This is a genomic window from Brevundimonas sp. FG8 (assembly GCF_057808845.1).
On the sequence record NZ_JBMDIU010000015.1, the window covers coordinates 24,083 to 46,457 of the forward strand.

The following is a 22,375-nucleotide window of genomic DNA, read 5'->3' on the forward strand; positions in this document are numbered from 1 at the left end:
TGCTTGCGGCATCGATACGGTCGGTGTTCGGCCTTTCCACAGGAAGGTGTGGGCGGTTCTACATGTTGGGGTTAACCACGCGTTTACACCCCTGATCTGGCGCACTAGCGTCCGAATCAAAGGTCGGGAGTCGAATCAGTGAGCGCAGCTGCGCCGTGGAGCGTGAAGGGGATAGACCCCAAGGCTCGCGAGATCGCCAAGGACCTCGCGCGTCGCTCCGGCATGACGCTCGGTGAGTGGCTGAACTCCATGATCATGGAAGATGGCGACGAGGACGAGGGGTATACGCCCTTGCCGCGTCGGCCCCATGCCGCCGACATCTTTGAGCGCCGCGGCCGTAGCCGTCGTCTGGACGATGCCTACGGGGCGGACGAGGACGCGCACCGGCTGGGCGCTTCGATCGACGCTATCGCCGCCCGCCTCGAAGCTGCCGAGCGTCGCTCGACCGTCGCCATTCAGGGCGTCGATCAGGCTGTCGCCGGTCTGGTCCGCCGTCTGGAGGCCGCCGACCAGGACGGGCGTCAGTACGGTCGCCGCATCGACGACCTCGCCGACGAGCTCCGCGAGGGGCATCGTCGGCTGCGCAAGTTCGAAACCGAGGTCGGGCCGAAGACGGCCGAGACCTTCAACAAGGTCGAGGCCGGCCTCGGCGCGCTGGCCGGTCGCCTCTACGACATCGAGGAGCGTCAGCGCACCGGTGTCAACGAACTGCGCCAGCGCATGGAGACGGTCGAGAAGCTGGCCGGTCCCGGCGCCGGTTCGGACCTGCTCGCCCAGGTCGGCGCCCGTCTGGATCAGGCGCAGGCCCGCACCACTGAAGCACTCAAGGGGCTGGAGCGTTCGTTCGCCCATCTGGACGAGCGTTTGCGCGCCGCCGAAGGGCGCGTCGAGCCCGAGGGCGTGCGCGAGGCCGCCCGTTTCGAGAAGCTGGCCGAGACGCTGAGCCGTCAGGTCGAGGCCAATCGCAGCGAGATGATGCGGCGGCTCGACACCGCCGAGTCCGAGAACCGCATGGACCGCATCGAGCGGGCCGTCCTGTCTCTGGGCGAACAGCTCAAGACCTCGGAGACCCGCTCCGCCGGGGCTGTCGAGGCCATGGGGCGCGAGGTCCTGCGCATCGCCGAGAACCTGAACGGTCGCGTCGGTCGGATCGAGGCTGGCGTTGACGCTCGCGTCGAGAAGCTGGGTGAAGCCCTGACCCGCAAGGTCGAGGGCGACATGGGCCGTCTGGCCCAGGGACTGCAACAGGGGCTGGAACAGCGTCTCACGGCTTCGGACGACCGCCACGCCTTGGCGCTCGAGAAGCTGGGCGGCGAGATCACCCGCATCTCGGATCGCCTCAGCGAGCGCATCGCCCAGTCCGAGCGCCGTTCGCAGCAGGCGCTGGATGACATCGGCCGCCGTCTGGCTGACAGCTCGACCCGGATCGAGCAACGCTACGACCGCGCCTCCGGCGAACTGGCCGAGCGCATGCGGCTGTCGGAAGAGCGCACCGCCGCCCTCATCGCCGAGGCGCGCGAGAATATTGAACGCCGCGCGGAGGTGAAGCCGGAGCCGGTGGTGGAGGCCGCGCCTGCTCCGGTCGCTGACGCCCAGCCCGACTGGCGCGCGGCCGCTTTCCCGGATGCGGCCTTCCCGGATGCTCCCTTCCAGGGGCAGACCTTCGATGATCCGGACCCGCTCTATACCGAGCAGCAGGCCTGGTCGGCGGATCTGGCTCCGCCCGAGCCGGAACCGGTGGCTCCCGCCGCCTTTGTGCCGGATGAAGACCCTGAGGTTCTGACCGCTGACACGGTGTTCGACGCCGTCATGCGGGGGCCGCGCACCGCGCAGGAACAGGGCCTGACGCCCTTCGGCAGCCGTGAGGCCGTCGCGGAGCCTTTCGCCGGTTCTCTGGCCGAAGAGATCGACGCGCCGCATACGCCGGTCTTCGCGCCGCCGCACGCCGCTGCCCAATCGGCGGGGCCGTTCGGCCAGAATTTCGGCGGGGCTGATGTGTCGGACGCCCTGGCCGCCACTGCGCCGGAAGGCTTTGACGGCGGGCCGGACGACTATGCCGCCGAGACCGAGTTCGTGGATCCGCGCGCCTTGCGCGCCGCCGCCGCTCAAGGGCGCGCGGCCAATTCGACCCGTCAGGCCATCGACGCCGCTCGCGCCGCCATGGCTGAGCCCGAGGAGGCGCCGGCCCGTAGCGGCTTCGGCCTGAAGCGCGGCGGCAAGTCGCGCCTGCAGGAGCGTCTGGATAAGCAGGCCTCCAAACAGGGCAGTGCTGTGCGCAAGGCCCTCGGCGCCTCGGCTGTCGCCGTGGCTTTGACCGCAACGGGCGCGATCGCCTTCAACGAACTCACGGACTCGGGCATCCAGATCCCGGGCCTGCCGGGCGCTGAAGCGCCGGCTCCGGTCGCCGCCCTGGCCGCGACGCCGGTGGTGGCGTCGCCGGAAGATCGCGCACGTGCCGCTGACCTGTATCAACAGGCCATCATCAAGCTCGATGCCGACGACGCCACGGGCCTCGATGCGCTGAAGCAGGCGGCTGAACTCGGCTACGCGCCGGCCCAGCTCTATATCGCCAGCCTGTACGAGGAAGGCCTGAAGGGCCTGCCGGCGGACCTGCCCAAGGCGCGGGCGTGGACCCGTCGCGCGGCGGATTCCGGCAATCCGCGCGCGATGTTCGCTTACGGCATGCACCTGTTCCAGGGCACCGGCGGCCCCCGGAATGCGGATGAAGGCCTGAACTGGTTGACCCGCGCCGCCGAGGCGGGCGTGGTCGACAGCCAGTTCAACCTGGCTCAACTGTATGAAACCGGCGAGGGCGGGGTTCAGACCGATCCGGTCGCGGCCTTCAAATGGTATCTGATCGCCTCGCGCGCCGGAGACAGCGCCGCACAGGACGCGGTCGAGCGACTGCGGACCAGCCTTTCGGTCGAGGATCGGGGCAAGGCGCGCGCGGACGCGGATCGCTTCACCGTCGAACCCGTCAACTGACGCAATCGACCCGACTTTCGAGCGCTTCGGGTTGCACCGGCGGCCCGAGGCGTTCAGGACAGTTCCACCGTCGCCTTTCGGGCGTTTGACCTCAGTTCCAGCCGAAGGCGCGTCCTTTGGATATCTATTTGCCGATCGCCGAGGTTTCGGTGAACTGGCCGCTCCTGGTTTTGCTGGGCGCGACGGTCGGCTTCGTGTCCGGTTTGTTCGGCATCGGCGGGGGCTTCCTGATGGCCCCCATCCTGATCTTCCTCGGCATCCCGCCGTCGGTGGCCGTCGCCAGTCAGGCCAGCCACGTCGTCGCTTCCTCGACCTCGGGTGTCATCCACTACACGTCGCAGAAGCAGGTCGATTACAAGATCGGCGGGCTGATGGCGCTCGGCGGCGTGCTGGGCGCCTTCGTCGGGGTTGAGCTGTTCCGCTACCTGCGCCTGCTCGGGCAGGCCGATCTGGTCGTGGCCCTGTCCTACCTCCTGTTCCTCGGATCCATCGGCGCCCTGATGCTGCACGAGAGCCTCGGCCAGATTCTGCGCCGGGTCAGGGGCGAGGTGACCCCCCACAAGGAGCGCCGTCGCCCGCTGTGGCTTTATGGCCTGCCCCTGCGGATGAAGTTCCCGCGCTCGGGCCTCTACATCAGCGCCATCCCGCCGTTCGCGCTTGGATCGTTCGTGGGGATTCTGTCGGCCATCATGGGGGTCGGTGGCGGGTTCATCCTGGTGCCCGCCATGCTCTATGTCCTGCGGATGAAGGCCAGCGTGGTCGTCGGGACCAGCCTGTTCCAGATCATCATCACCACGGCCATCACAACCATCCTGCAATCGGGGCGGAACCAGACGGTGGATATCGTCCTGTCGACCATCCTGCTGCTGGGCGGGGTCGTCGGCGCCCAGTACGGCGCCCGGCTCTCGGGCCGCTTCCGCGCCGAGGAGCTGCGCCTCCTGCTGGCCCTGATCGTCCTGCTGGTCGGTATCTACATGGGGCTGGAGCTGTTCGTCCGGCCGTCCGACCTGTTCAGCTTTGCTCCGGGGGTCGCGCAATGATGCAACTCCCGCCGCCGCCCCCGGCCGTGGAGGCCCCGGCCCCCGAACGTTCGGTGGCCACGACCGAACAGGTCCGCGTCGCCGCCGCCATGACCGATGCGCGGGTCATGGTCGACTCCAGCTTCCGCGGCGCCTCCATCGTCCTGTACGGCGCGGTGTTCAACCCGACCGAGACGCCCGCCGACGTGGTCGTGGTGGTGCGCGGTCCGGACGCTCCGGTGCGTCTGGTCAAGAAGACCCGCAACACCGGCGTCTGGTTGAACAGCCGTCCCGTCCTGTTCGAGGGCGCGCCGGGCTTCTACATGACCGCCTCGACCCGGCCGCTCAGCGACATCGCCGACTTCGGCCAGCTGCGCCGACTGGGCGTCGGGGTTGACCACCTGCGCATCGCCGCCCCGGAGGAAAGCCGCACCGTCACCCGCTACGGCGTCCGCGACGTGGTCGTCAGCCGGATCGGCGAGGACTATCTGGACTACCGCCGCGCCGTGATCCGCCTGCGCGAGGCGGCGGCCCTGTACAACAGCGACCCGCAGGGGGTCCGCTTCGTGGATCGCGGCCTGTTCCGCGCCGAGGTCGAACTGCCCGCCGTCGCCCCCACGGGCCAGTATTTCGCCGAGGTCTGGCTGTTCCAGGAGGGTGAGCCGGTCTCGGTCAGCAATCTGACGCTAACCGTCGAAAAGGTCGGCATCGAGCGCGACATCTTCGAATTCGCCCACCGTCGCCCGTGGACCTACGGCGTCCTCTGCGTGATCCTGGCCATGTTCACCGGCTGGGCGGCCAGCCGGATCTTCCGGCGGAACTGATGGGCGACCTCCCTTCTCCCGATGGGAGAAGATGGCGGGGCGGAGCCCCGTTGAATCAGGGTCGGCTGTGTAAGTCCGGCCCAAGCCGGCCGCGAAGAGCGGCAACGCGGCTTATCGCCTGTGCCGATGATCGACCCTCACCCTTTCGCCTTACCGGTCGCTTCGCTCCCGGAGGCTCAAGCCCTCTCCCATCGGGAGAGGGAGGCAATCAGCGCACCGCGAATTCGCTCAGCGCGTCCAGCACAGCCCGGTTCTGGTCTTCGGTGCCCACGGTGATGCGCAGGCAGTCGGGCAGGCCATAGCCGCCGACCGGGCGCACGATGATGCCCTTGGTGTTCAGATAGTCGTTCGCGGCGGTCGCCTTGGCTGCGTCGGCGAAACGGACCAGCACGAAGTTGCCGGCGCTGGGGAAGACCTCGAAGCCGAAGCCCTTGATCGCCTGCGTCAGGCGCGGACGCCAGTTCTCGACCAGCTCCAGCGAGGCCTTCTGATGCGCTTCGTCCGACAGGGCGGCGACGGCGGCGTCCAGACCCGCGACCGAGACGTTGAACGGCAGGCGGATGCGGTCCACCGCCTCACAGACCTTCAGCGGCGCATAGCCGAAGCCGATGCGCAGGCCGCCCAGACCGTGAATCTTGGAGAAGGTGCGGGTGACGACGACGTTGTCGGCGTCCTTGGCCAGCGGGAAGCTGGTCTCCCAGTCCGGGGCGGTCACGAACTCGGCGTAGGCCTCGTCGATGACCAGCAGGATGTGCGGCGGCAGCGCGGCATGGAGACGGCGGGTCTCCTCGGCGGTGTTGTAGCTGCCGGTCGGGTTCGACGGGCTGGAGATGTAGACGATCTTCGTCCGCGCATCGACCTGCTCGAGGATAGCGTCAACTTCGGCCTTGAAGCCCGGCTCCGGGGCCAGCTTCACCGACGCCTGATTGGCCAGCGCCGAGATGCGATAGGCGAGAAAACCGTACTGGCCGGTCACGATGTTGTCGCCGGCTTCCAGATAGGTCTGGTTCAGCAGGGCGAAGACCTCGTCCGAGCCGTTGCCGAAGATCAGGCGCTCACCGTCCAGGCCGTGGTGCGCGGCGACGGCGTCGCGCAGCTTGCCCGCGCGCCCGTCCGGATAGATGTGGATGTTGCCGATCGCCGCCGCATAGGCGTCACGCGCCTTCTGGCCCGCACCCAGGGCGTTCTCGTTGGACGACAGCTTCATCGGCTCGGCGACGCCGTCGATCTTCGACTTGCCGCCGACGTAGGGCGCGATGTCGAGGATGCCGGGCTTGGGCGTGGGGGCTGCGGTCATGAAAGCTCTCAGAACAGGGGGGCGGCGCCGATGACGCCGGACAGTTTGCCGGGCGCGTTCGCGAGCCGACCGTCTTCGGCCTGCACATAGCCCGCCAGCACGAACAGCTTCAACCCGCCCGATTCGATCAGGGGCGTCGCGGCCAGTCCCGCGTCGGACAGGGCCTCGATGATCCGGCTGTTCGGCGCGGCGCTGTCGGTGGCCCAGAAGGTGCGGTCATCGCCGGTCGGGCCGGGCTGGGTCTGCTGCACCATCAGGGATCGTGGCAGGCCCGCGCCGTGATCCGGCAAGGCCGCGACCACGCGCAGGTCCGGCTCGGCCAGCAGGCGGCCGAACCAGGCGTTCGACGGCGTCAGGTCCATCAGGGCCCGCCCGCCTTCACGCACGGCTTTCAACGCCGCCTCGGGCTTGGCCGCCATCCTTGCCGACAGGCCATAGCGATCCGCCGCCAGCACCTGCGAGGCGGGCCCCCAGACAATCAGGCGCGGTCCGCTGGCCGCGTCCAGGCGGCCCAGAACCGACCGGGCGGCGGCGACCTCGGCGGGCTTCAGCCCCTTCAGCGCTTCCCTCAGCGCAATGGCGTCGGCGTCCACGGTGGGCCGTTGTCCGGCGGCCAGCCGCGCCCGCACGGCCTGCGCCAGCGCATGATCCAGCGCCAGCCGCGTGGAGTCCTCGGGGGGCTCGGTCAGCATCAGAACAGCTTGGGCGCGGGGGCCAGCGGGAACAGGCCCAGCCAGGTCCGGCCTTCCCGGAATTCCAGCGTCAGCTCGACCGGGCGGTCACCGCTGGCGGCGGTCGCGGCGGCGGCGCCGACGGCTCCGGCGCGATTGACCTCGCCCGACGGCGCGCGGGCCATGCCCTCAACGACCGGTCCCGGCTGCTCGGCGGTCACGGCGACCTGTCCGCGCAGTCGTCCAGCGGCATCCGCCGACAGGGCGTCGCTGGTCAGCAGCGCGCGGCTCTTGCCGGCAGTCAGCTCACCGCGCACGCCGGTGAAACGGCCGCCCGCCCGCGTCCAGTTCGAGAAGATGCCGGCGGCGTTCGGGCCCTTCAGGCGGCTGGCCTGCTGGATGGTGCCCTCCAGCGCCAACGACAGCTTTCCGTTCTGCGCGGCGCTTTCGACCGGGCCGCCCTGACGGCCCCGCGCATCGACCAGATTGAACAGCACATCGAGGGCGTCGGTCGTGGCCTGTCCGTCGGTCAGGTGCGGGCGGGTCTCCATCTGGATGTGCTCCGCCGAAGCGATGGGGAAGGGATCCGCGCCCGGCTGGGGCGTGAAGGTGCTGCGCACGAACTCCAGCCGCAGGTCGGGGAAACGGCTGCGCAGATGGCTGACGCTCATCCGCAGGGCGTCGCCGGTGACGTTGACCTTGCCCTTTTCCGCACGGGTCAGGGTCAGGCCGTTCGGTGCGATGAGCACCCAGTGATCGGGGTTCCAGGCATTGGCTTCCGCCAGCAGTTCCGGCGCGGCCACGCCATGTCCGGACGGGGCCAGCACGTCTGCCTGCGGCAGGGACACCCGCACCCGGAACGGCCATCCCGTCGTGCTGACCTCGCCGTGCCGGATCGTCCAGCCGTCCTCATTCAGGCTCGCGACCTGCGCCGCCAGCCGCGTCTCGACCTGTTGCGTCAGGTAGAACCACCAGCCGGTCCATGCGGCCAGCAGGACGCCGACCAGCAGGAAGGGGCCGACGATCCCGCGGCGGGGATGGCGATAGGGCTTGTCGGGGGCGTTGCTCATTCAGGGTCCGGCGGAAAACGGGGGTCCGAAGGTCGGGAACGTCTGGGGCGAAGGAAGGGGCTGTATGCGGATGCTGCCACACCCTGACAAGCGCCTGCCTTACGGAACGGCGTAAACGACCGTCCGTTCGACTGTCGTCATCAAGGAGATGAGCGCCATGGAAACCCAGTCCCTGCACCGCGGCCGTCTGATCGATCATATCCAGCTGGTGGTGGCCGACCTTCCGGCGTCCCGCCGTTTCTATGACGCGGTTCTGGGGGCATTGGACATTCCGCTGGGCGGGGAGGCCGAGAGCTATTTCTGGGCGGATGAGCTGTTCGTCTCCTCCGCCGACAGCGCGGCGGCCACCGGCCATCTGACGGGGCGACACCATCTGGCCTTTCAGGCGAAGGACCGGGCCATGGTCGAGGCCTTCTACAAGGCGGGTCTCGCGGCTGGGGGCGCCGACAACGGCGCGCCGGGCGAGCGGCCCTATCATCCGGGCTACTACGCCGCCTTCCTGCTGGACCCGGACGGCAACAACATCGAGGCGGTCTTCCACGGTGAGGCCCGGCGGTCGGCCGACAGCGTCGAGATCACCTTCGAGGCGTGACGCCGATCAGGTCGAGGGCTTCAGGAAGCCGCCGACCAGTTCCACCGCCTCGGCCAGCCCCATGCGCAGCACCTCCGTGCCCGGCGGCAGGCTGGCGAACAGGCGGGTCGGGCAGGCGGCGTCCAGCATGACGAACACGCCCTTGTCGTCCGCCCGGCGGATCAGTCGCCCGAAGGCCTGTGACATCCGGGCGCGGGCCAGGGCGTCGTCATAGGCGCGGCCCTGCGCGGAGGAGCCGCCGAACTTCTCGCGCCGGGCCTTGTGCAGCAGGTCAGGTCGCGGCCAGGGCACGCGGTCGAAGGCGAGGATGCGGAGGCTGCGCCCCGGCACGTCCACGCCGTCCCGCACAGCGTCGGTGCCCAGCAGGCAGCTGTCCTGCTCGGCCCGGAACACATCCACCAATGCGCCGACTTCCAGCGGATCGACGTGCTGGGCGTAGAGCGGCAGGCCCGCCTTGGCGAGGTCCGGCCCCAGCCGCTCATAGACCGCCTTCAGTCGCCGGATGGCGGTGAACAGGCCCACGCCGCCGCCTCCTGCAGCTAGGAACAGTTCGCGCATCGCCGCCGCCGTCTGGCGCGTGTCGTCCTTGATCAGGTCGTTGACGACGATGACCCGGCTGTTCTCCGCATAATTGAACGGACTTTCGACTTTCAGCGTCCGGGCGGGCTCGATCAGTCGCGCGGAGCCGGTTCGCATCCGCGCCAGATCGAACGGATCGTCCGCCCCCGGATCAGACAAGGTCGCGCTGGTCACCAACACTCCGTGCGAGGGCATGATCACCGCCGCCTCCAGCGGCACGGTCGGGTCGATCCAGTGTCGACGCAGGGCGACGTCGGCGATCCGCCCGAAGGCGGCCTCCGCGCTCAGCCAGTCGACGAAGTCCGGGTCCGGCTCGCCGGTGTCATTGTCCAGCGCCGCCAGCATGGAGCGCCAACCGGGCAGGGTCATCCGGCCGCGCCGATCCAGCCCGCGCAGCGCCCCTTCGATCCGCGCCCGCGACGCGCCGTCCAGCTCGACGGACTCGTCATCCAGAATGTCTTCCAGATGCCGCGACAGGGCCAGCAAGGGAGCTTCGACCGCCGCCAGCGCGCGGGCGGCCTCCCGCGCCGCGTCCAGCACCGGATCGGTCACCGGACGCAGGGAGCATTCCAGTCCGAATTCGACCCCGCCGGGGCCGCCGCCCTCCCTCGTCCGGGCGCGGAGCTGTTCCAGCGCGGCGACCAGAAAGCGCTCGATCGGACCGATCGGATTGACCTCGCCCGAGGCCGGGGCGATCCGCCCGGACGCCCCTTCGCCCGGCAGTTGGGCCGCCGCATGGATGGCGTCCTGCAGGGCCTTGGTCGCCGCCTCGTTGTCAGCGCACAGATCGCCCAGCCGCTGTTCCAGCCCACGCCCGCGCCGACCGCGTCCTTCCGGGCCCCGGATCCACCGACGCAGTTCGGCGGCCTCCTGTCCGGACAGGCAGGCCGAGAAGGCGCTGTCGGCGGCGTCGAACAGATGGTGGCCTTCGTCGAAGACGATCCGCTTCAACGCCGCCGTCTCCCCATCCTGCTTCAACCCGCGGGCCGAGCGCGCGCCGTCGAACGCGGCCTGGGTCATGACCAGCGCATGGTTGGCCACCACCAGATCGGCCCGGCGGCTGGCCCGGATGGTCTTTTCGACAAAGCACAGGCGGTAGTGGGGGCAGGCGGCGTGCACGCACTCGCCGCGCCGGTCGACCAGATTGGCCGGGCTGGCCTGCTGCGCCGTGGGCGTCGCGAACAGGCCGGGCAGCCAGCCGGGATAGTCGCCGCCGGTCATGTCGCCGTCGCGCGAATACAGGGCCCAGCGGCCCGCCAGCGCCATGGCGATCGGATCGCCGCTTCCCAGCTGCGCCGCCTGCACCATCTCCTGCAGGTTCAGCAGGCACAGGTAGTTCTCCCGCCCCTTGCGGACGACGGCCTTCTTCTTTCGTTCGGCCGCATCAGGCCAGAGGCTGGCGCTCTCTCGGTCGATCTGGCGTTGCAGGGCGCGGGTATAGGTCGAGACCCAGACAGCCCCTTGGTTGCGCTCGGCCCAGACGCTGGCGGGCGCCAGATAGCCCAGGGTCTTGCCTGTTCCGGTCCCGGCCTCGGCCAGCAGCACCCGCGGGCGGCCCTCCTCATTGCGGGGCGAGAAGGCGTAGGCGGCCTCGGCGGCATAGTCGGACTGGGCCGGGCGGGTCTCATCCAGTCCGGAGGCCTGCAACAGCTTCTCCAGCCGGATGCGCGCGCTCTCGCTGTCGACCGGGGCCGATCCCGCCTCGCCTCGTGGCGCCTCGTCCTCCCATTCGCTCAGCCGTGACCAGACATCCAGACCGCTGCCGCGATGCTGGCGCGCGCGCAGGGGGTGATGTTGCAAGGCGCCCGCCACCCGCCAGGACCACCCCCAGCCGGCCCGCGACAGGGTCTCGTTCAGGGTGAAGGCGTCCTCGCGCTGGGGATAGGCCGGATCAGCCAGTTCCCGCAGCAGGCCGTCGGCGGCGGCGCGCAGGGCCTCGGCCTGCGCCTCCGGCACCTTCGGCTCCGCCTGTCCCATGGCCAGAGCCAGTCCTGTGGGAGAGGGCGCGCAGAACCTCGCGGGGCGCACGAAGGCGAACAGTTCCAGCACATCCAGCAGATCGCTTGAGCGGGGCGGCGGCGCGATGCCCAGCCGTCGGGCGGTCAGGCTGGCGTGGGCGACCAGCACCGGCGCCCCGGTGAACAGACCCTCCGCGGCGCCCCGCCCGATCTTGCGCGTCCCGTCCTCATCGCAAACCGCCCCCGCACCCGGCGGCACGGCCAGCGCGACGGGAAGGGCCAGCCACGGCTCGGCGCCGGTCAGGGCGGTGGAGGAGGTGAAGGAGTCGATCGTCACCGTCTCCAGATAGCAATTCCGCCCGTGAAACGGAACGGGAACATGCTATATCCTCTCCGTGACGTCCGCCGCCGCTCCCGTAACGCTTCCGCCGCTTTTCGCCGACTGGTTCGCCTCGCGCGGCTGGGCGCCGCGTCGGCATCAGCTGGAAATGGTCGAGGCCGGACAGGCGGGGTCGCATGCCCTGCTGGTCGCCCCGACTGGCGGCGGCAAGACGCTGGCCGGCTTCCTGCCCTCCCTGATTGATCTGGCCGAGCGCGGTCCGCGTCCGGCGCATGGCCCCGGCAGCGGGGTGCACACCCTCTACCTCTCGCCGCTGAAGGCCCTGACCACGGATGTCGAGCGCAACCTGATGACGCCTATCCGCGAGATCGGGCTGAACATCCATGTCGAGAGCCGCACCGGCGACACCAAACAGTCCAAGCGCCAGCGCCAGCGCGACTTCCCGCCGGACATCCTTCTGACCACGCCGGAACAGCTGGCCCTCTTCTGTGCGTGGGAGGGGGCGAGGGCGTATTTCGCCGATGTGAAATGCGTCATCCTCGACGAGGTCCACGCCATCTGGAGCGGCAAGCGCGGCGACCTGCTCAGTCTCGGTCTGGGCCGGTTGCAGAAGTTCGCGCCGGAGATGCGGCGGGTGGCCCTGTCGGCGACCGTGGATGATCCTCAGATGATCGCGGATTGGCTGTCACCTGAAGCCCTCCCCCTCAAGGGGGGAGGGTTGGGTGGGGGTGCGGTCGCCGTCATTGCGGAAGCTGGAGCGGAAGGCGCGGACGAGGCCTCAAGCGCCACCTCCGGCGGCAGTCCGCCACCACCCCAATCCCTGCCCCTTCCCCCCTCGAGGGGCAAGGGAGTAGTGATTGTGCGCGGCGACCCCGGCGCCCCGCCGGTCATCGACGTTCTGGTCTCCGAAGGCCGCGTCCCCTGGGCGGGTCACACCGGCGTCCACGCGGTGCCCGAGGTCTATGAGGCCATCCGTCAGGCGGGGATGACCCTGATCTTCGTCAACACCCGCTGGCAGGCCGAGTTCGTCTTCCAGCAGCTGTGGGCGATCAATGACGACAGCCTGCCTATCGCCCTGCACCACGGTTCCCTCGCCGCCGAGCAAAGGCGCAAGGTCGAGGCGGCGATGGCGCGGGGCGATTTGCGCGCGGTGGTCTGCACCTCGACGCTGGATCTCGGCATCGACTGGGGCGACGTCGATCTGGTCATCCAGCTGGCCGCGCCCAAGGGAGCCAGTCGTCTGGTCCAGCGCATCGGTCGCGCCAATCACCGGCTGGACGAACCCTCCCGCGCCTTGATGGTCCCCGCCAGCCGGTTCGAAATGCTGGAGTGTCAGGCCGCCCGCGAGGCGGTGGCCGAGAACGCCTTTGACTGGGAGCCGGTGCACGTCGGCACGCTTGATACCCTCGCCCAGCATGTCATGGGCTGCGCCTGTTCAGAGCCGTTCGATCTGGATGATCTGTATGCGGAGGTTTCCGCATGTGGTCCCTATCGGGCGCTGACCTACGAGCAGTTCGAGGAAGTGGTCGATCTGGTCGCCACCGGCGGCTACGCCCTGCGCACCTACGACCGCTTCGCCCGCATCGTGCGAACACCTGACGGCAGGTGGAAGGTCCGCAACGCCCAACTGGCCCAGAGCCACCGGATGAATGTCGGCGCCATCGTCTCGGCCGCCAACCTCAATGTGAAGGTCGCCTCGCGCCGGGCGGGCGGGAAGCACCTCATCGGCGGCCGCAAGATCGGCGAGGCCGAGGAGTGGTATTTCGAGCAGATGGAGCCCGGCGACACCTTCATCTTCGCCGGTCAGGTCTGGGCCTTCCAGGGCATCTCCGGCACGGATGCGCTGGTCAGCGCCGCGACAGGCAAGGACCCCAAGATCCCGTCCTACGGCGGCTCCAAATTTCCGCTGGGCACATCTCTGGCCGAACGGGTGCGGGCCATGGTTCAGGACCGCGACCACTGGCGCGTTCTGCCACCCGACGTGCAGGAGTGGCTGGAGTTGCAGGAGGTCGTTTCCCGCATCCCCCGCGCGGGTGAGATGCTGGTCGAGACCTTCCCGCGCGGAACCCGGCATTTCATGGTCTGCTATCCGTTCGAGGGACGGCTGGCGCACACGACGCTCGCCATGCTGCTGACCAAACGGCTGGACCGGCTGGAGATCGGCCCGCTGGGCTTTGTCGTCACCGACTATTCGCTGGCCATCTGGTCAATCCGGCCGATGGACAGGGTCGATCTCGACGCCCTGTTCGAGCCGGACATGCTGGGCGACGATCTTGAAAGCTGGCTGGAGGAGAGCTTCATGATGAAGCGCACCTTCCGCAACTGCGCCCTGATTTCCGGCCTGATCGAGCAACGCCAGCCGGGCGCCGAAAAGACCGGGCGGCAGGTCACCTTCTCGACCGACCTGATCTACGACGTTCTGCGCCGTCACCAGCCCGATCACCTGCTGTTGCGCACGGCCCGCGCCGATGCTGCGTCCGGCCTGCTGGATGTGGCCCGCCTCGGTCAGCTTCTGACGCGCATTCAGGGGCAGGTCGTGCATCAGTCGCTGGATCGACCCTCGCCCTTCTGCGTGCCGGTGCTGGTCCAGATCGGTCGTGAGCGGGTCGGCGGCGGCGCGGCCGAGATGATCCTGTCCGAGACCTCCCTGGACTTCGCCGAGGAGACCCTGATCGCCGAGATCATGGCCGAGGCGCCGTCGGAACTGGAGGGGGCGGCGTGAACACCACACTGCGCCAGACCCTGTCTCCCTTCCGCCATCCCTGCGGCGGGCTGAAGGTGCGTGTTGCGGGCGAAGCCTGCGTGCTGCGTTGCTCCGGCGCCCTGTGGCTGCCCGATCATCGGACACTGATCGCTTCGGACCTGCACCTCGAGAAGGGCTCGGCCTTCGCCGTTCGCGGCCAGATGCTGCCGCCCTACGACAGCCCGTCCACGCTGGCGAAGCTGGAGGCGGAGATCGAAGCTCTCAATCCCGCCCACGTCGTCCTGCTGGGAGACAGCTTCCACGACTCGAAAGCCGTCAACCGTCTGTCCACGGAGGATCGCGAGCGCCTCGGGCGTTTGGCCGCCGGCCGGGACTGGGTCTGGCTCGAGGGCAACCACGATCTGGTGGCGCTGGAAAGCGCGCTCGACGCTCTGCCGGGCCGGGTGGTGACCACCCTGATGCTCGGCGCCCTCAGCCTGATCCACGAGCCGCAACCGGGCGAGGCTGTCGGCGAGATCTCCGGCCACCTCCACCCCGCCGCTCGCGTCGCCGCCTATGGGCGGGGCGTGCGTCGCCCTTGTTTCGTGACCGATGGCGTGCGTCTCATCATGCCCGCCTTCGGGGCCTTCACCGGCGGGCTGGATGTTCGGGACGTCGCGGTGGCGGGGCTCTTCGCGGCGCCGCCGATGGTCGCCGCGCTCGGACGGGACAAGGTCCACGCCTTCGCCTGGGATAGCCTGGGCTAGTTGCTGCTGCGGAAGCGGATGACGCCGATCAGACCCGCGCGCCAGACGCCCTCGTCCTCGATCAGCGGGCTGTCGCGCGTATCGCCCAGTCGCTGCTCATAGTTGACGAAGCCGCCGACGCCGAAGCGGTCGCCGATCGGCACGGCCAGGAAGACGGCCACGCCCGCGCCCGACAGACCGCCCGACGGCTCATAGGCGGTGTAACCGCTGCCCGGAGCCTCGGCCGGCGTCACGCCGTAGTAACGTTGCAGCCGATCACTATCCCCGCCGGTGACATAGGCGGTGGTCGACAGCAGGCCGACCGGCGTCACGCGCCGGTGCCCGACCGAGGCGTAGTACTGCGTCCCGGCGTCGTCGCCCGTCGCGTCGTGCTGCACACGCCCGCCGACGACGATGTTTCCGGGCAGTCGCTTGAAAGCGTACAGGGCCGCATCCGCGCCGAAGCCCGGACGATCCAGCGTCGAGCCCTCGATCTCGCCGGCCGAGAAGCGGGGGCGCAGTTGAACGCCCGCGTGGAAATCGTCGGTCTTGATCGCATTCCAGCCCAGACCGTCCAGCCCGTTGGCGTAGACGATGTCGCGGTAGGAGGCCGAGCCCCAGGCCGTGTAGTTGATATCGTCGCCCGTGTTCCCGGTCGCGCTGAACCCGTGGGTGACCCCGCCACCGACCTCCACACGCCAGCGGCTCGGCGCCTCGACCTGTTCGTAGGGCTGCGACTGGGCGGCGGCGGAGCCGGCGAAAAGCAGGCCGGCGGCGAGGGCCGGGAGGGCGAACCGAAGGGACATGAGGGGCTCTGGAAGCGATCGGGGAGATGATCCGAATGCACCACGAGCGCGGCAGCTCCCGCAATGCCCGAGATCACCGCGGGGCTGCGGCTTTCCGGCAACGTTGCGGTCGGGCGGCCTAGCGGGCCCGAAGACCCGCGCGATAGGCATCTAGCAACTCTGGCGTCACCACATCCTGGACGATCCAACGTCCGTTCCTGCCTTGCGTCAGGACCAGCCGATAGGTGCGTCCCACAACCGGCTGAGGCAGCGATACGCCGCAACTGCCGGTGTGCCAGAACACGGTCTCAGGCTGCGGCAGCGCTCCGATGTCCAGCGCCGCAAGCGTCATCCGAACGTCCCACACCCGGGCCTGATCATCGAGAGAACCGTCGATCCGGTAGGGGACGGCGTCCGAAACATGTCCCAGAACCATCGTTGATCCTGCCGGAAGCGGCTGCGGCGGCAAGGGCGCGGGCGCCGACGGCGGAGCGCTTCCGCGCCGCGGTTGGGCAGAGACGATAATCTCGCAGGCCTGCGCTTGCGCCGCGGCGACGAGCAGGGTCGCGAACCCGAGGCAGGCCGCTGAGGCTCGCCCCTTCCGCATCACTATTCGCTCTTGCCGAGCAACGCCGTCGACGCCGTTTCCACGCTGTCTTCCAGCCGCTTCATGAACTCGGCGCGCTTCAGGCCCGCGGGGATCGGCTCGAGGAATTCGAACACCACCGTGCCGGGGCGATAGATGAAGCCGTGGGCGGGCCAGTGACAGCCGGAGTTGGTGGCGACGGGCCAGCAGGCGACGTCGAGATCGCGATAGATGGCGGCCACGCCCGGCTTGTAGTCGGCCGGAGCGCCCGGCGCGCTGCGGGTGCCTTCCGGGAAGATGACGATCTGGCGGTTATCCGCCAGCCGGGCGCGCGACTGTTTGACCATGTTTTTCAGCGCGGTCGAACCGGCCGAGCGGTCGACCGGGATCATCGCGGTCTTCCAGGCGAACCAGCCGAAGAAGGGCAGGACCATCAACTCCTTCTTCAGAACGAAGCAGGGGTCGTTCATGAAGGTGAAGGGCGCGACCACGTCCAGCATCCCCTGATGCTTGGGCGCCAGCAGGGCCGGGCCGGTCGGGCGATGCTCCAGCCCGCGCACCTCGACCTTGATCCCGGCGATCCAGCGCAGGCCGAACAGCACGAAATGCGCCCAGATCCTGATGACAGCCATGGCGTACCGATGCGGGGCCAGCAGCGCGGGCGACAGGCCGATCGCGAAGATCGGCATCGACAGGTAAAGCCAGGCCGTAAACAGCAGCGAACGCAGGATCAGCAAGGTCAGGCGGCCTTTTCTTCCGGCGCGGCATCCGTCGCCGTGCGGCCCTCGCCGGTCAGCTTGCCCACGGCGAAGCGGCCGAGGGCGGCGAGGTATTTCAGATATTCCAGCGTCATGCGCCGGGCGGTCACCGCAGCCCGCCACCAGCCGGAGTTATCCAGCGACGGGGTCTCTACGGCATAGGCTGTCAGTTCTACGCCCGGTGCGGCGGCGCGGATTTCGGTCAGGGCGCGCGGCATGTGGTAATCCGAGGTGACCACGATCAGGCTCCTGTAGCCCTTGGCCTCGGCCCAGGCGGCGATCTCCTGCGCGTTGCCGACGGTGTCCTCGGCCTCGAAGCCCAGATCGACGCAGCAGTTGAACAGACGGTTCGAACCCGGCGTCAGGGCGCGCAGTTCCTGACGACGGACCTCGCGGTTCACCCCTGAGATCAGCACCCGGTCGCCCTTGTCCTGCTCCAGCAGGCGGATCGCGGCGTTCACACGTTCAGCGGACGGACCGGTCAGGGCGACGATGGCGTCGGCGCGTTCCGGCTCGGGCGCGGGCGTGTAGCCGCGCACCCGGTCGGCGAACACGAACAGGCCGATCAACCAGATCAGCACCAGAATGGCTATGAAAGTCAGAAACTTCATGCCGTTAGATTACCTGTGCCCCCTCAGCCGCGCCAGCGCGGTGAAGCGCGCGGCGACAACCGCTACCGTAGCCGCCAGCAGCGGACATGGCGAGAGGATCAGAACATCGCTCCAGGCGATCGGCAGGGCGGGCGACAGGCCGTCGCTGCCGCCGACCAGCCGCATCAGGCCGGCCGCTCCCATGGCCGCCAACGCGCCCGCCGCACCGGCGCCCGCCGCCAGCAGGCCGTAGCGCCGCTGGAACAGTCCGGCGATGCGTCCGTCCGAGGCGCCGTTCAGGCTCAGGGTCTGGATGACGGAGGCCTGCGCCGCCATCCCGGCGCGGGTCGCATAGGCCACCGCCGCGCCCGCCGCGCCCGCCGTCAGCAGGAAGGCCAGCGCCGCCAGAAGGGTGATCAACCCCGCCGACCGCTCGGCCTCGCCGCGCCACAGGCTGTGGTCGTCCACGCTGGCGTCCACACCGGCCTGCGCCAGCGCCCGGCTCAGCGTCACCGCGCTGGCCGGCGCCTCCCTGTTCAGTCGCACCGTCACCAGATGGGGCAGGGGCAGGTCCGGCAGGACCGCATCGCCGACCCAAGGGCGCAGCAGATCCTCGGCGGCCTTGCGATCCATGGCCTCGGCCTCGTCCACGCCGGTCACGCTGGCCAGCGTCTCGGCGGCGCGGGCGGCGGCGGCGTCTCCGGTTTCGCCAACGCGGGGACGCACCTGCACGGTCGCTTCCGAGCCCAGCGCACGGGCCCAGCCATGCGCCGCGCGGTCCGCCGCCAGGGCCCCGACCGCCGACACGCAGGCCAGGAAGCACAGCACGGCGATCACCGTCGCCAGCCAGGGCTCGCCGCCCGTATCGCGCGGCAGGATGGGCGCCCGTTGCGGGAAGAAGCGACCGATCATGCCTGTCCTCCCGTCAGTCGCCCGTTCGCCAGCGTCAGCACCGTCGCGCCCGAGCGCGCCGCCAGGTCCGCATCATGGCTGGCGATTAGCACCGTCGTCCCCAACCGGTTCATCGACTGAAACAGCTTTAGCAGCCGCCCGGCCATGGCCGCATCGACATTGCCGGTCGGCTCGTCGGCGATGATCAGGTCCGGTCCGGTCACCACGGCCCGTGCGATGGCCAGCCGCTGCTTCTCGCCGCCCGACAGGGCCGCGGGACGGGAGTCGATCTTCTCCCCCAGTCCGACCCAGTCCAGCATCTCATGCACGTCGTCGGCGTAGTCGGCGATCTTCACTCCCGCCAGACGCAGCGGCAGGGCGACGTTCTCCCAGGCGCTGAGGTGGTCCAGCAGGCGGAAGTCCTGGAACACCACCCCCATCCGGCGGCGGAAGTCCGGCAGCGCCGAGCGCGGGGCCGCTCCGGCCTCCTCGCCGAACAGCTCCAGCGTCCCTTCCCGGGGGCGGACGTCCAGCGTCAGCAGTTTCAGCAGCGTCGACTTTCCGGCGCCCGACGGCCCGGTAAGGAAGTGGAAAGAGCCCGCGGGCAAAATCAGGTTAACGTCCCGCAGCACGTCGGGCGTCTCCTCATAGCCGAACCCCACGCCGCGAAGGCGGGCGGTGGCGGGCGACGAGGCGGCATCGGCGGCGCGACGGGGTTGGACGGACATCAATTCTTGGATCAGTACGCGGCGTGCCGCGAACGGGGGAGGGGCGAAGAGCCTCGCAGTCGGCGCCTATGATACTGACCTGCCCGTCCTGCGCCACCAGCTATTTCACCCCGGACGAAGCGATCGGGGCGAACGGCCGGACCGTGCGTTGCAAGACGTGCAAGCACACCTGGCGCGCGACCCTCGATGAACCGCTGGACCTGTCCACCGCCGACGAGGTCGTCACCCTCCGTCGCGAGGAGCCCGCGCCCGAAACCCTGGCCGAGACCCCGGCTCCCGAACTGCCGCGCGCCTTCCGCGCCCGAGCCGAGCAGCAGCGTCGTCTGCGTCGCGCCGCCACCCATGGCGTGCTCTGGGCGGGCGTGGCCTCCGGCTTCGCGGCCCTGCTGGGCGCCGCATGGCTGTTCCGGGTCGAGGTGGTCGAGATGGCGCCGCGCACCGCCGCCGCCTATGCCGCCGTCGGTCTGACGGTGAACCCGACCGGTCTGGATTTCGAGGCTGTCAGCGCCCGTCCCCTTCCGAATGATCCGGGCAAGGTCATCGTCTCGGGCGCCCTGCGCAATGTGCGGGACAACGAGCGGGTCGCTCCGCCGGTCCGCGTGGCCTTGCTGGATGCGCACGGCGCCGAGATCGGCCATGCCGTGGTCAACATCGACGCCGCCCCGGTCCTGCCCGGCAAGGTGCAGGGCTTCGCCGTCATCATTCCCGATCCCGGCGCGCGCGGTCAGGGGGTCGATCTGGCCTTCGTGCTCGACGCTCCCGCATCCCGCCCGGCGCCTGCCGCCCATGCACCGGCTCATGCAGGCGGACACGCCCCGACCCCTACCGATGCCCCGACGCCCTCGCATGAGCCCGCGCCGGACCATGCCGCGCCCGCTGATCCGGCCCATGCGCCGACACCGGCGGTGGATCACGCCTCAAGCCTTCGCCCCGCGTCAGGGTCGCGCCCCGGCGCCCTTCGGCGCGCCCTGAACCCCGGCGTGCCTGTGCCCCCGGAGATGCAGCCGATCGACGCCGTGCCGGCTCCGGCTGAAAGGGCTCTCGACTCGCACGCCCCTCGGGCGGTATCGCGGGATCATGGCTGACACCTCCCCGACGCCCACCGTGCTGCTCCCCGAGGCGGAGGTGCAACGCATCGTCGCCGACCTCGCCGCGCAGATCGCCCCTGTCATCGACGACGAGACCGTCGCCGCGGTCCTTCTGACCGGCGGCCTGTGGTTCGCCGCCGACCTGACCCGCGCCCTGTCGCGCATCGGACGCAACGTCCGCTTCGACGCCCTCTGGCTCGCCTCCTACGGCGATGAACAATCCAGCCGGGGCAAGATCGACGTCTACGCCGACTTTCAGCGCTCCATCGAGGGCCGGCGGGTCCTGATCATCGACGACGTCTTCGACACGGGCCTGTCGCTGGCCGAGGCCGTGCGTATCGCGAAGGAAAAGGGCGCGTCGGAAGTCCTGACCGTGGTCTTCGCCAAAAAGCCCTGGCCGCTCCCCCGCGCGCCCGAACCCGACTTCGTCGGCTGGGACGCCCCCAACCGGTTCCTCGTCGGCTACGGACTGGACCACGCGGGCGCCCTGCGCGGCCTGCCGGATGTTTGTGCTCTGGATTGAAGGCAGATAGGCAATAGGCAGTTAGGCAGTAGGCACAAAGGCGTAGGTGTGGGCGATCCCCTACTGCCTATTGCCTATCTGCCTACTGCCTTCTTCAAAGCCACTCCGCCTTCGGCTCCCGCGCCCACATCTCTTCGTAGCTCGGCCTCGGCCGCACCACCGCCCAGCGGTCGCCGTCCACCAGCACCTCGGCCACCAACGGCCGCGAGTTGTACTCGCTCGACAGCACGGCGCCGTAGGCGCCCGCGCTCAGGAAGGCCACCAGATCACGGGCCTCCAGCGGCGCCAGCATGCGGTCCCGGGCGAAGATGTCCGTCGACTCGCAGATCGGCCCGACCGGGTCATAGGCGGCCCGTTCGCCCTCGCGAGGCTGCACCGGAACCAGATCGTGGAAGGCGTCGTACAGGGCCGGACGCATCAGGTCGTTCATGCCTGCGTCGAGAACGAGGAACCGTCGTCCGTCCGCGCGCTGGTTCACCTGAATGACGCGGCTGACCAGAACGCCCGCATTGGCGGCCAGCAGGCGGCCCGGCTCGAACGCCGCCTCGACGCCCAGACCGTCCAGCACCCGTGCGCACATTGCGGCGTAATCGGCGATGGAGGGCAGGTCCGTCTGGCCGTGATAGGGCACGCCCAGTCCGCCGCCGAGGTCCAGCCGGGTGATCTCGCAGCCCTTGGCACGCAGGGTCTCCACCACGCCCCGGAGGGTGCGGAAGGCCGCTTCCATGGGGGCCAGATCGACGATCTGGCTGCCGATGTGACAGGCCAGTCCCACGGGCGTCACATGCGCGGAGGCGGTGGCGCGGACATACAGGTCGATGGCTTCCTCGATCGGCACGCCGAACTTGTCGGTCGCCCCGCCCGTGGTGATCTTGGCGTGACCGCCCGCGCCGATGTTCGGATTGACCCGCACGGCAATCGAAGGGGTCGCTACCGCTCGCGACGCGGTCGCTCGCTGCTTGAGCGACGATGAGACCTGGATCAGCCGATCCAGCTCGGCGCCGCTCTCGACGTTGATCTGGCGCACCCCGGCGTCGATGGCGAAGGCCAGTTCGGCGTCGGTCTTGCCCACGCCCGAGAAGATGATCCTGTTGGCCGGCACGCCCGCCGCCAGCGCCCGGCGGATTTCGCCTTCCGACACCGTGTCCGCGCCGCAGCCCAGATTCGCCAGCGTCGCCAGCACCGACAGGTTGGAGTTGGCCTTGACCGCGAAGGCGATCAGGCTGTCGCCCAGCGCGCCCTTGTGGTCGTCCAGCGCGCTGCGCAACAGGCCGTAGTGCCGGGTCAGGGTCGCGGTCGAATAGACATAGACCGGTGTGCCGACGGCCTCGGCGATGACGGGCAGGGGCACGGCCTCAGCGTGGAGAACGCCGTCGATCAGTTCGAAATGGTTCAAGTCAGGATCCCGGGGAGAGGATCAGCGCGGGCTGTTGCCCGATCCGCCGAAAGGACTGGAGCTCGGGCCGCCGTCGATGGGCTGCTCGCGGTTCGGGCGATTGACGGTGGCGGGCTCGGGCAGGCCCGGCGCGCGCTCGTCGCGCATGCCGCGCTCGGTGCGTTTGGCGGGCGGAGCGTCCAGATCGGCCATGCGGCCACAGGCGGCGGCCGAGACCGCGATCAGGGCGGCGACGCCCGCGATGACAAGCTTTTTCATCTCAAATC

The 22,375-nt window shown here is 69.5% G+C and carries 20 protein-coding genes; 8 read left to right on the forward strand and 12 right to left on the reverse strand.

Annotated features, from left to right (window positions below; all coding sequences use genetic code 11):
- Nucleotides 1–138: 138 nt before the first annotated feature.
- From ACODRV_RS16500 to ACODRV_RS16510, 3 genes are all read left to right on the forward strand, one after another.
- A complete protein-coding gene (locus ACODRV_RS16500; RefSeq protein WP_240811669.1) occupies nt 139–2,985 on the forward strand; it encodes an SEL1-like repeat protein in 2,847 nt (948 codons plus the stop codon).
- Between the two features lie 116 nt (nt 2,986–3,101).
- The gene (locus ACODRV_RS16505) at nt 3,102–4,025 is read left to right on the forward strand and encodes a sulfite exporter TauE/SafE family protein (protein ID WP_141627924.1); all 924 of its coding nucleotides are present in this window, start codon (nt 3,102–3,104) and stop codon (nt 4,023–4,025) included.
- Nucleotides 4,022–4,828 (forward strand): TIGR02186 family protein, encoded by an 807-nt coding sequence (locus ACODRV_RS16510; RefSeq protein ID WP_488909060.1) that lies wholly within the window; start codon nt 4,022–4,024, stop codon nt 4,826–4,828. Before ACODRV_RS16505 ends, ACODRV_RS16510 begins: the two co-directional genes overlap by 4 nt.
- Nucleotides 4,829–5,036: 208 nt before the next feature.
- Here ACODRV_RS16510 and hisC read toward each other — a convergent pair whose 3' ends face one another.
- From hisC to ACODRV_RS16525, 3 genes are read right to left on the reverse strand one after another with little or no spacing between them, the layout of a single operon-like run.
- Nucleotides 5,037–6,125, reverse strand: coding sequence for a histidinol-phosphate transaminase (gene hisC / locus ACODRV_RS16515; RefSeq protein ID WP_488909061.1), 1,089 nt, complete (start codon nt 6,123–6,125; stop codon nt 5,037–5,039).
- Between the two features lie 8 nt (nt 6,126–6,133).
- Nucleotides 6,134–6,817, reverse strand: a complete 684-nt coding sequence (locus ACODRV_RS16520) for a hypothetical protein (protein ID WP_488909062.1) — start codon at nt 6,815–6,817, stop codon at nt 6,134–6,136.
- Nucleotides 6,817–7,866: a DUF2125 domain-containing protein gene (locus tag ACODRV_RS16525; protein ID WP_488909063.1), complete on the reverse strand. Its 1,050-nt coding sequence runs from the start codon at nt 7,864–7,866 to the stop codon at nt 6,817–6,819. Before ACODRV_RS16525 ends, ACODRV_RS16520 begins: the two co-directional genes overlap by 1 nt.
- Before the next feature lie 157 nt (nt 7,867–8,023).
- Here ACODRV_RS16525 and ACODRV_RS16530 point away from each other — a divergent pair, with 157 nt between their 5' ends.
- Nucleotides 8,024–8,458, forward strand: coding sequence for a VOC family protein (locus tag ACODRV_RS16530; protein ID WP_488909064.1), 435 nt, complete (start codon nt 8,024–8,026; stop codon nt 8,456–8,458).
- A 6-nt stretch (nt 8,459–8,464) separates the two neighbouring features.
- Here the strand turns inward: ACODRV_RS16530 and ACODRV_RS16535 are convergent, their stop codons facing one another.
- Nucleotides 8,465–11,332, reverse strand: coding sequence for an ATP-dependent DNA helicase (locus ACODRV_RS16535; protein ID WP_488909065.1), 2,868 nt, complete (start codon nt 11,330–11,332; stop codon nt 8,465–8,467).
- 58 nt (nt 11,333–11,390) lie between these two features.
- Here ACODRV_RS16535 and ACODRV_RS16540 point away from each other — a divergent pair, with 58 nt between their 5' ends.
- Together ACODRV_RS16540 and pdeM are read left to right on the forward strand one after the other, a co-directional pair.
- On the forward strand, nt 11,391–14,057 hold the full coding sequence (locus ACODRV_RS16540; protein WP_488909066.1) for a ligase-associated DNA damage response DEXH box helicase: 2,667 nt from the start codon (nt 11,391–11,393) through the stop codon (nt 14,055–14,057).
- Complete coding sequence (pdeM, locus tag ACODRV_RS16545; protein ID WP_488909067.1) at nt 14,054–14,785, forward strand: ligase-associated DNA damage response endonuclease PdeM; 732 nt, start codon at nt 14,054–14,056, stop codon at nt 14,783–14,785. The genes ACODRV_RS16540 and pdeM overlap by 4 nt, the downstream gene beginning before the upstream one ends.
- Here pdeM and ACODRV_RS16550 read toward each other — a convergent pair.
- The 6 genes from ACODRV_RS16550 to ACODRV_RS16575 form a co-directional block, all read right to left on the reverse strand.
- On the reverse strand, nt 14,782–15,570 hold the full coding sequence (locus ACODRV_RS16550; protein WP_141627915.1) for a MipA/OmpV family protein: 789 nt from the start codon (nt 15,568–15,570) through the stop codon (nt 14,782–14,784). The two genes, pdeM and ACODRV_RS16550, sit on opposite strands and share 4 nt — an antisense overlap.
- 118 nt (nt 15,571–15,688) lie before the next feature.
- Nucleotides 15,689–15,985 carry a hypothetical protein gene (locus ACODRV_RS16555; RefSeq protein WP_488909068.1) on the reverse strand — a complete coding sequence of 99 codons (297 nt, stop codon included), beginning with the start codon at nt 15,983–15,985 and terminating at the stop codon, nt 15,689–15,691.
- A 173-nt stretch (nt 15,986–16,158) separates the two neighbouring features.
- Nucleotides 16,159–16,872: a lysophospholipid acyltransferase family protein gene (locus ACODRV_RS16560; RefSeq protein WP_141627913.1), complete on the reverse strand. Its 714-nt coding sequence runs from the start codon at nt 16,870–16,872 to the stop codon at nt 16,159–16,161.
- 2 nt (nt 16,873–16,874) lie between these two features.
- The gene (locus ACODRV_RS16565; protein ID WP_141627912.1) at nt 16,875–17,504 is read right to left on the reverse strand and encodes a YdcF family protein; all 630 of its coding nucleotides are present in this window, start codon (nt 17,502–17,504) and stop codon (nt 16,875–16,877) included.
- 9 nt (nt 17,505–17,513) lie between these two features.
- Nucleotides 17,514–18,395 (reverse strand): cell division protein FtsX, encoded by an 882-nt coding sequence (locus tag ACODRV_RS16570; protein WP_488909069.1) that lies wholly within the window; start codon nt 18,393–18,395, stop codon nt 17,514–17,516.
- A complete protein-coding gene (locus ACODRV_RS16575; RefSeq protein ID WP_488909070.1) occupies nt 18,392–19,102 on the reverse strand; it encodes a cell division ATP-binding protein FtsE in 711 nt (236 codons plus the stop codon). The genes ACODRV_RS16570 and ACODRV_RS16575 overlap by 4 nt, the downstream gene beginning before the upstream one ends.
- Nucleotides 19,103–19,170: 68 nt before the next feature.
- Between ACODRV_RS16575 and ACODRV_RS16580 the strand changes: the two genes are divergently transcribed.
- Complete coding sequence (locus ACODRV_RS16580) at nt 19,171–20,187, forward strand: MJ0042-type zinc finger domain-containing protein (protein ID WP_488909071.1); 1,017 nt, start codon at nt 19,171–19,173, stop codon at nt 20,185–20,187.
- A complete protein-coding gene (locus ACODRV_RS16585) occupies nt 20,180–20,713 on the forward strand; it encodes a phosphoribosyltransferase (protein ID WP_141627908.1) in 534 nt (177 codons plus the stop codon). Before ACODRV_RS16580 ends, ACODRV_RS16585 begins: the two co-directional genes overlap by 8 nt.
- Nucleotides 20,714–20,807: 94 nt before the next feature.
- On the opposite strand, the gene lysA is transcribed toward ACODRV_RS16585, so the two are convergent.
- A complete protein-coding gene (gene lysA, locus ACODRV_RS16590) occupies nt 20,808–22,109 on the reverse strand; it encodes a diaminopimelate decarboxylase (RefSeq protein WP_488909072.1) in 1,302 nt (433 codons plus the stop codon).
- Nucleotides 22,110–22,130: 21 nt separating this feature from the next.
- Nucleotides 22,131–22,367 (reverse strand): hypothetical protein, encoded by a 237-nt coding sequence (locus tag ACODRV_RS16595; protein ID WP_141627906.1) that lies wholly within the window; start codon nt 22,365–22,367, stop codon nt 22,131–22,133.
- Nucleotides 22,368–22,375 lie beyond the last annotated feature (8 nt).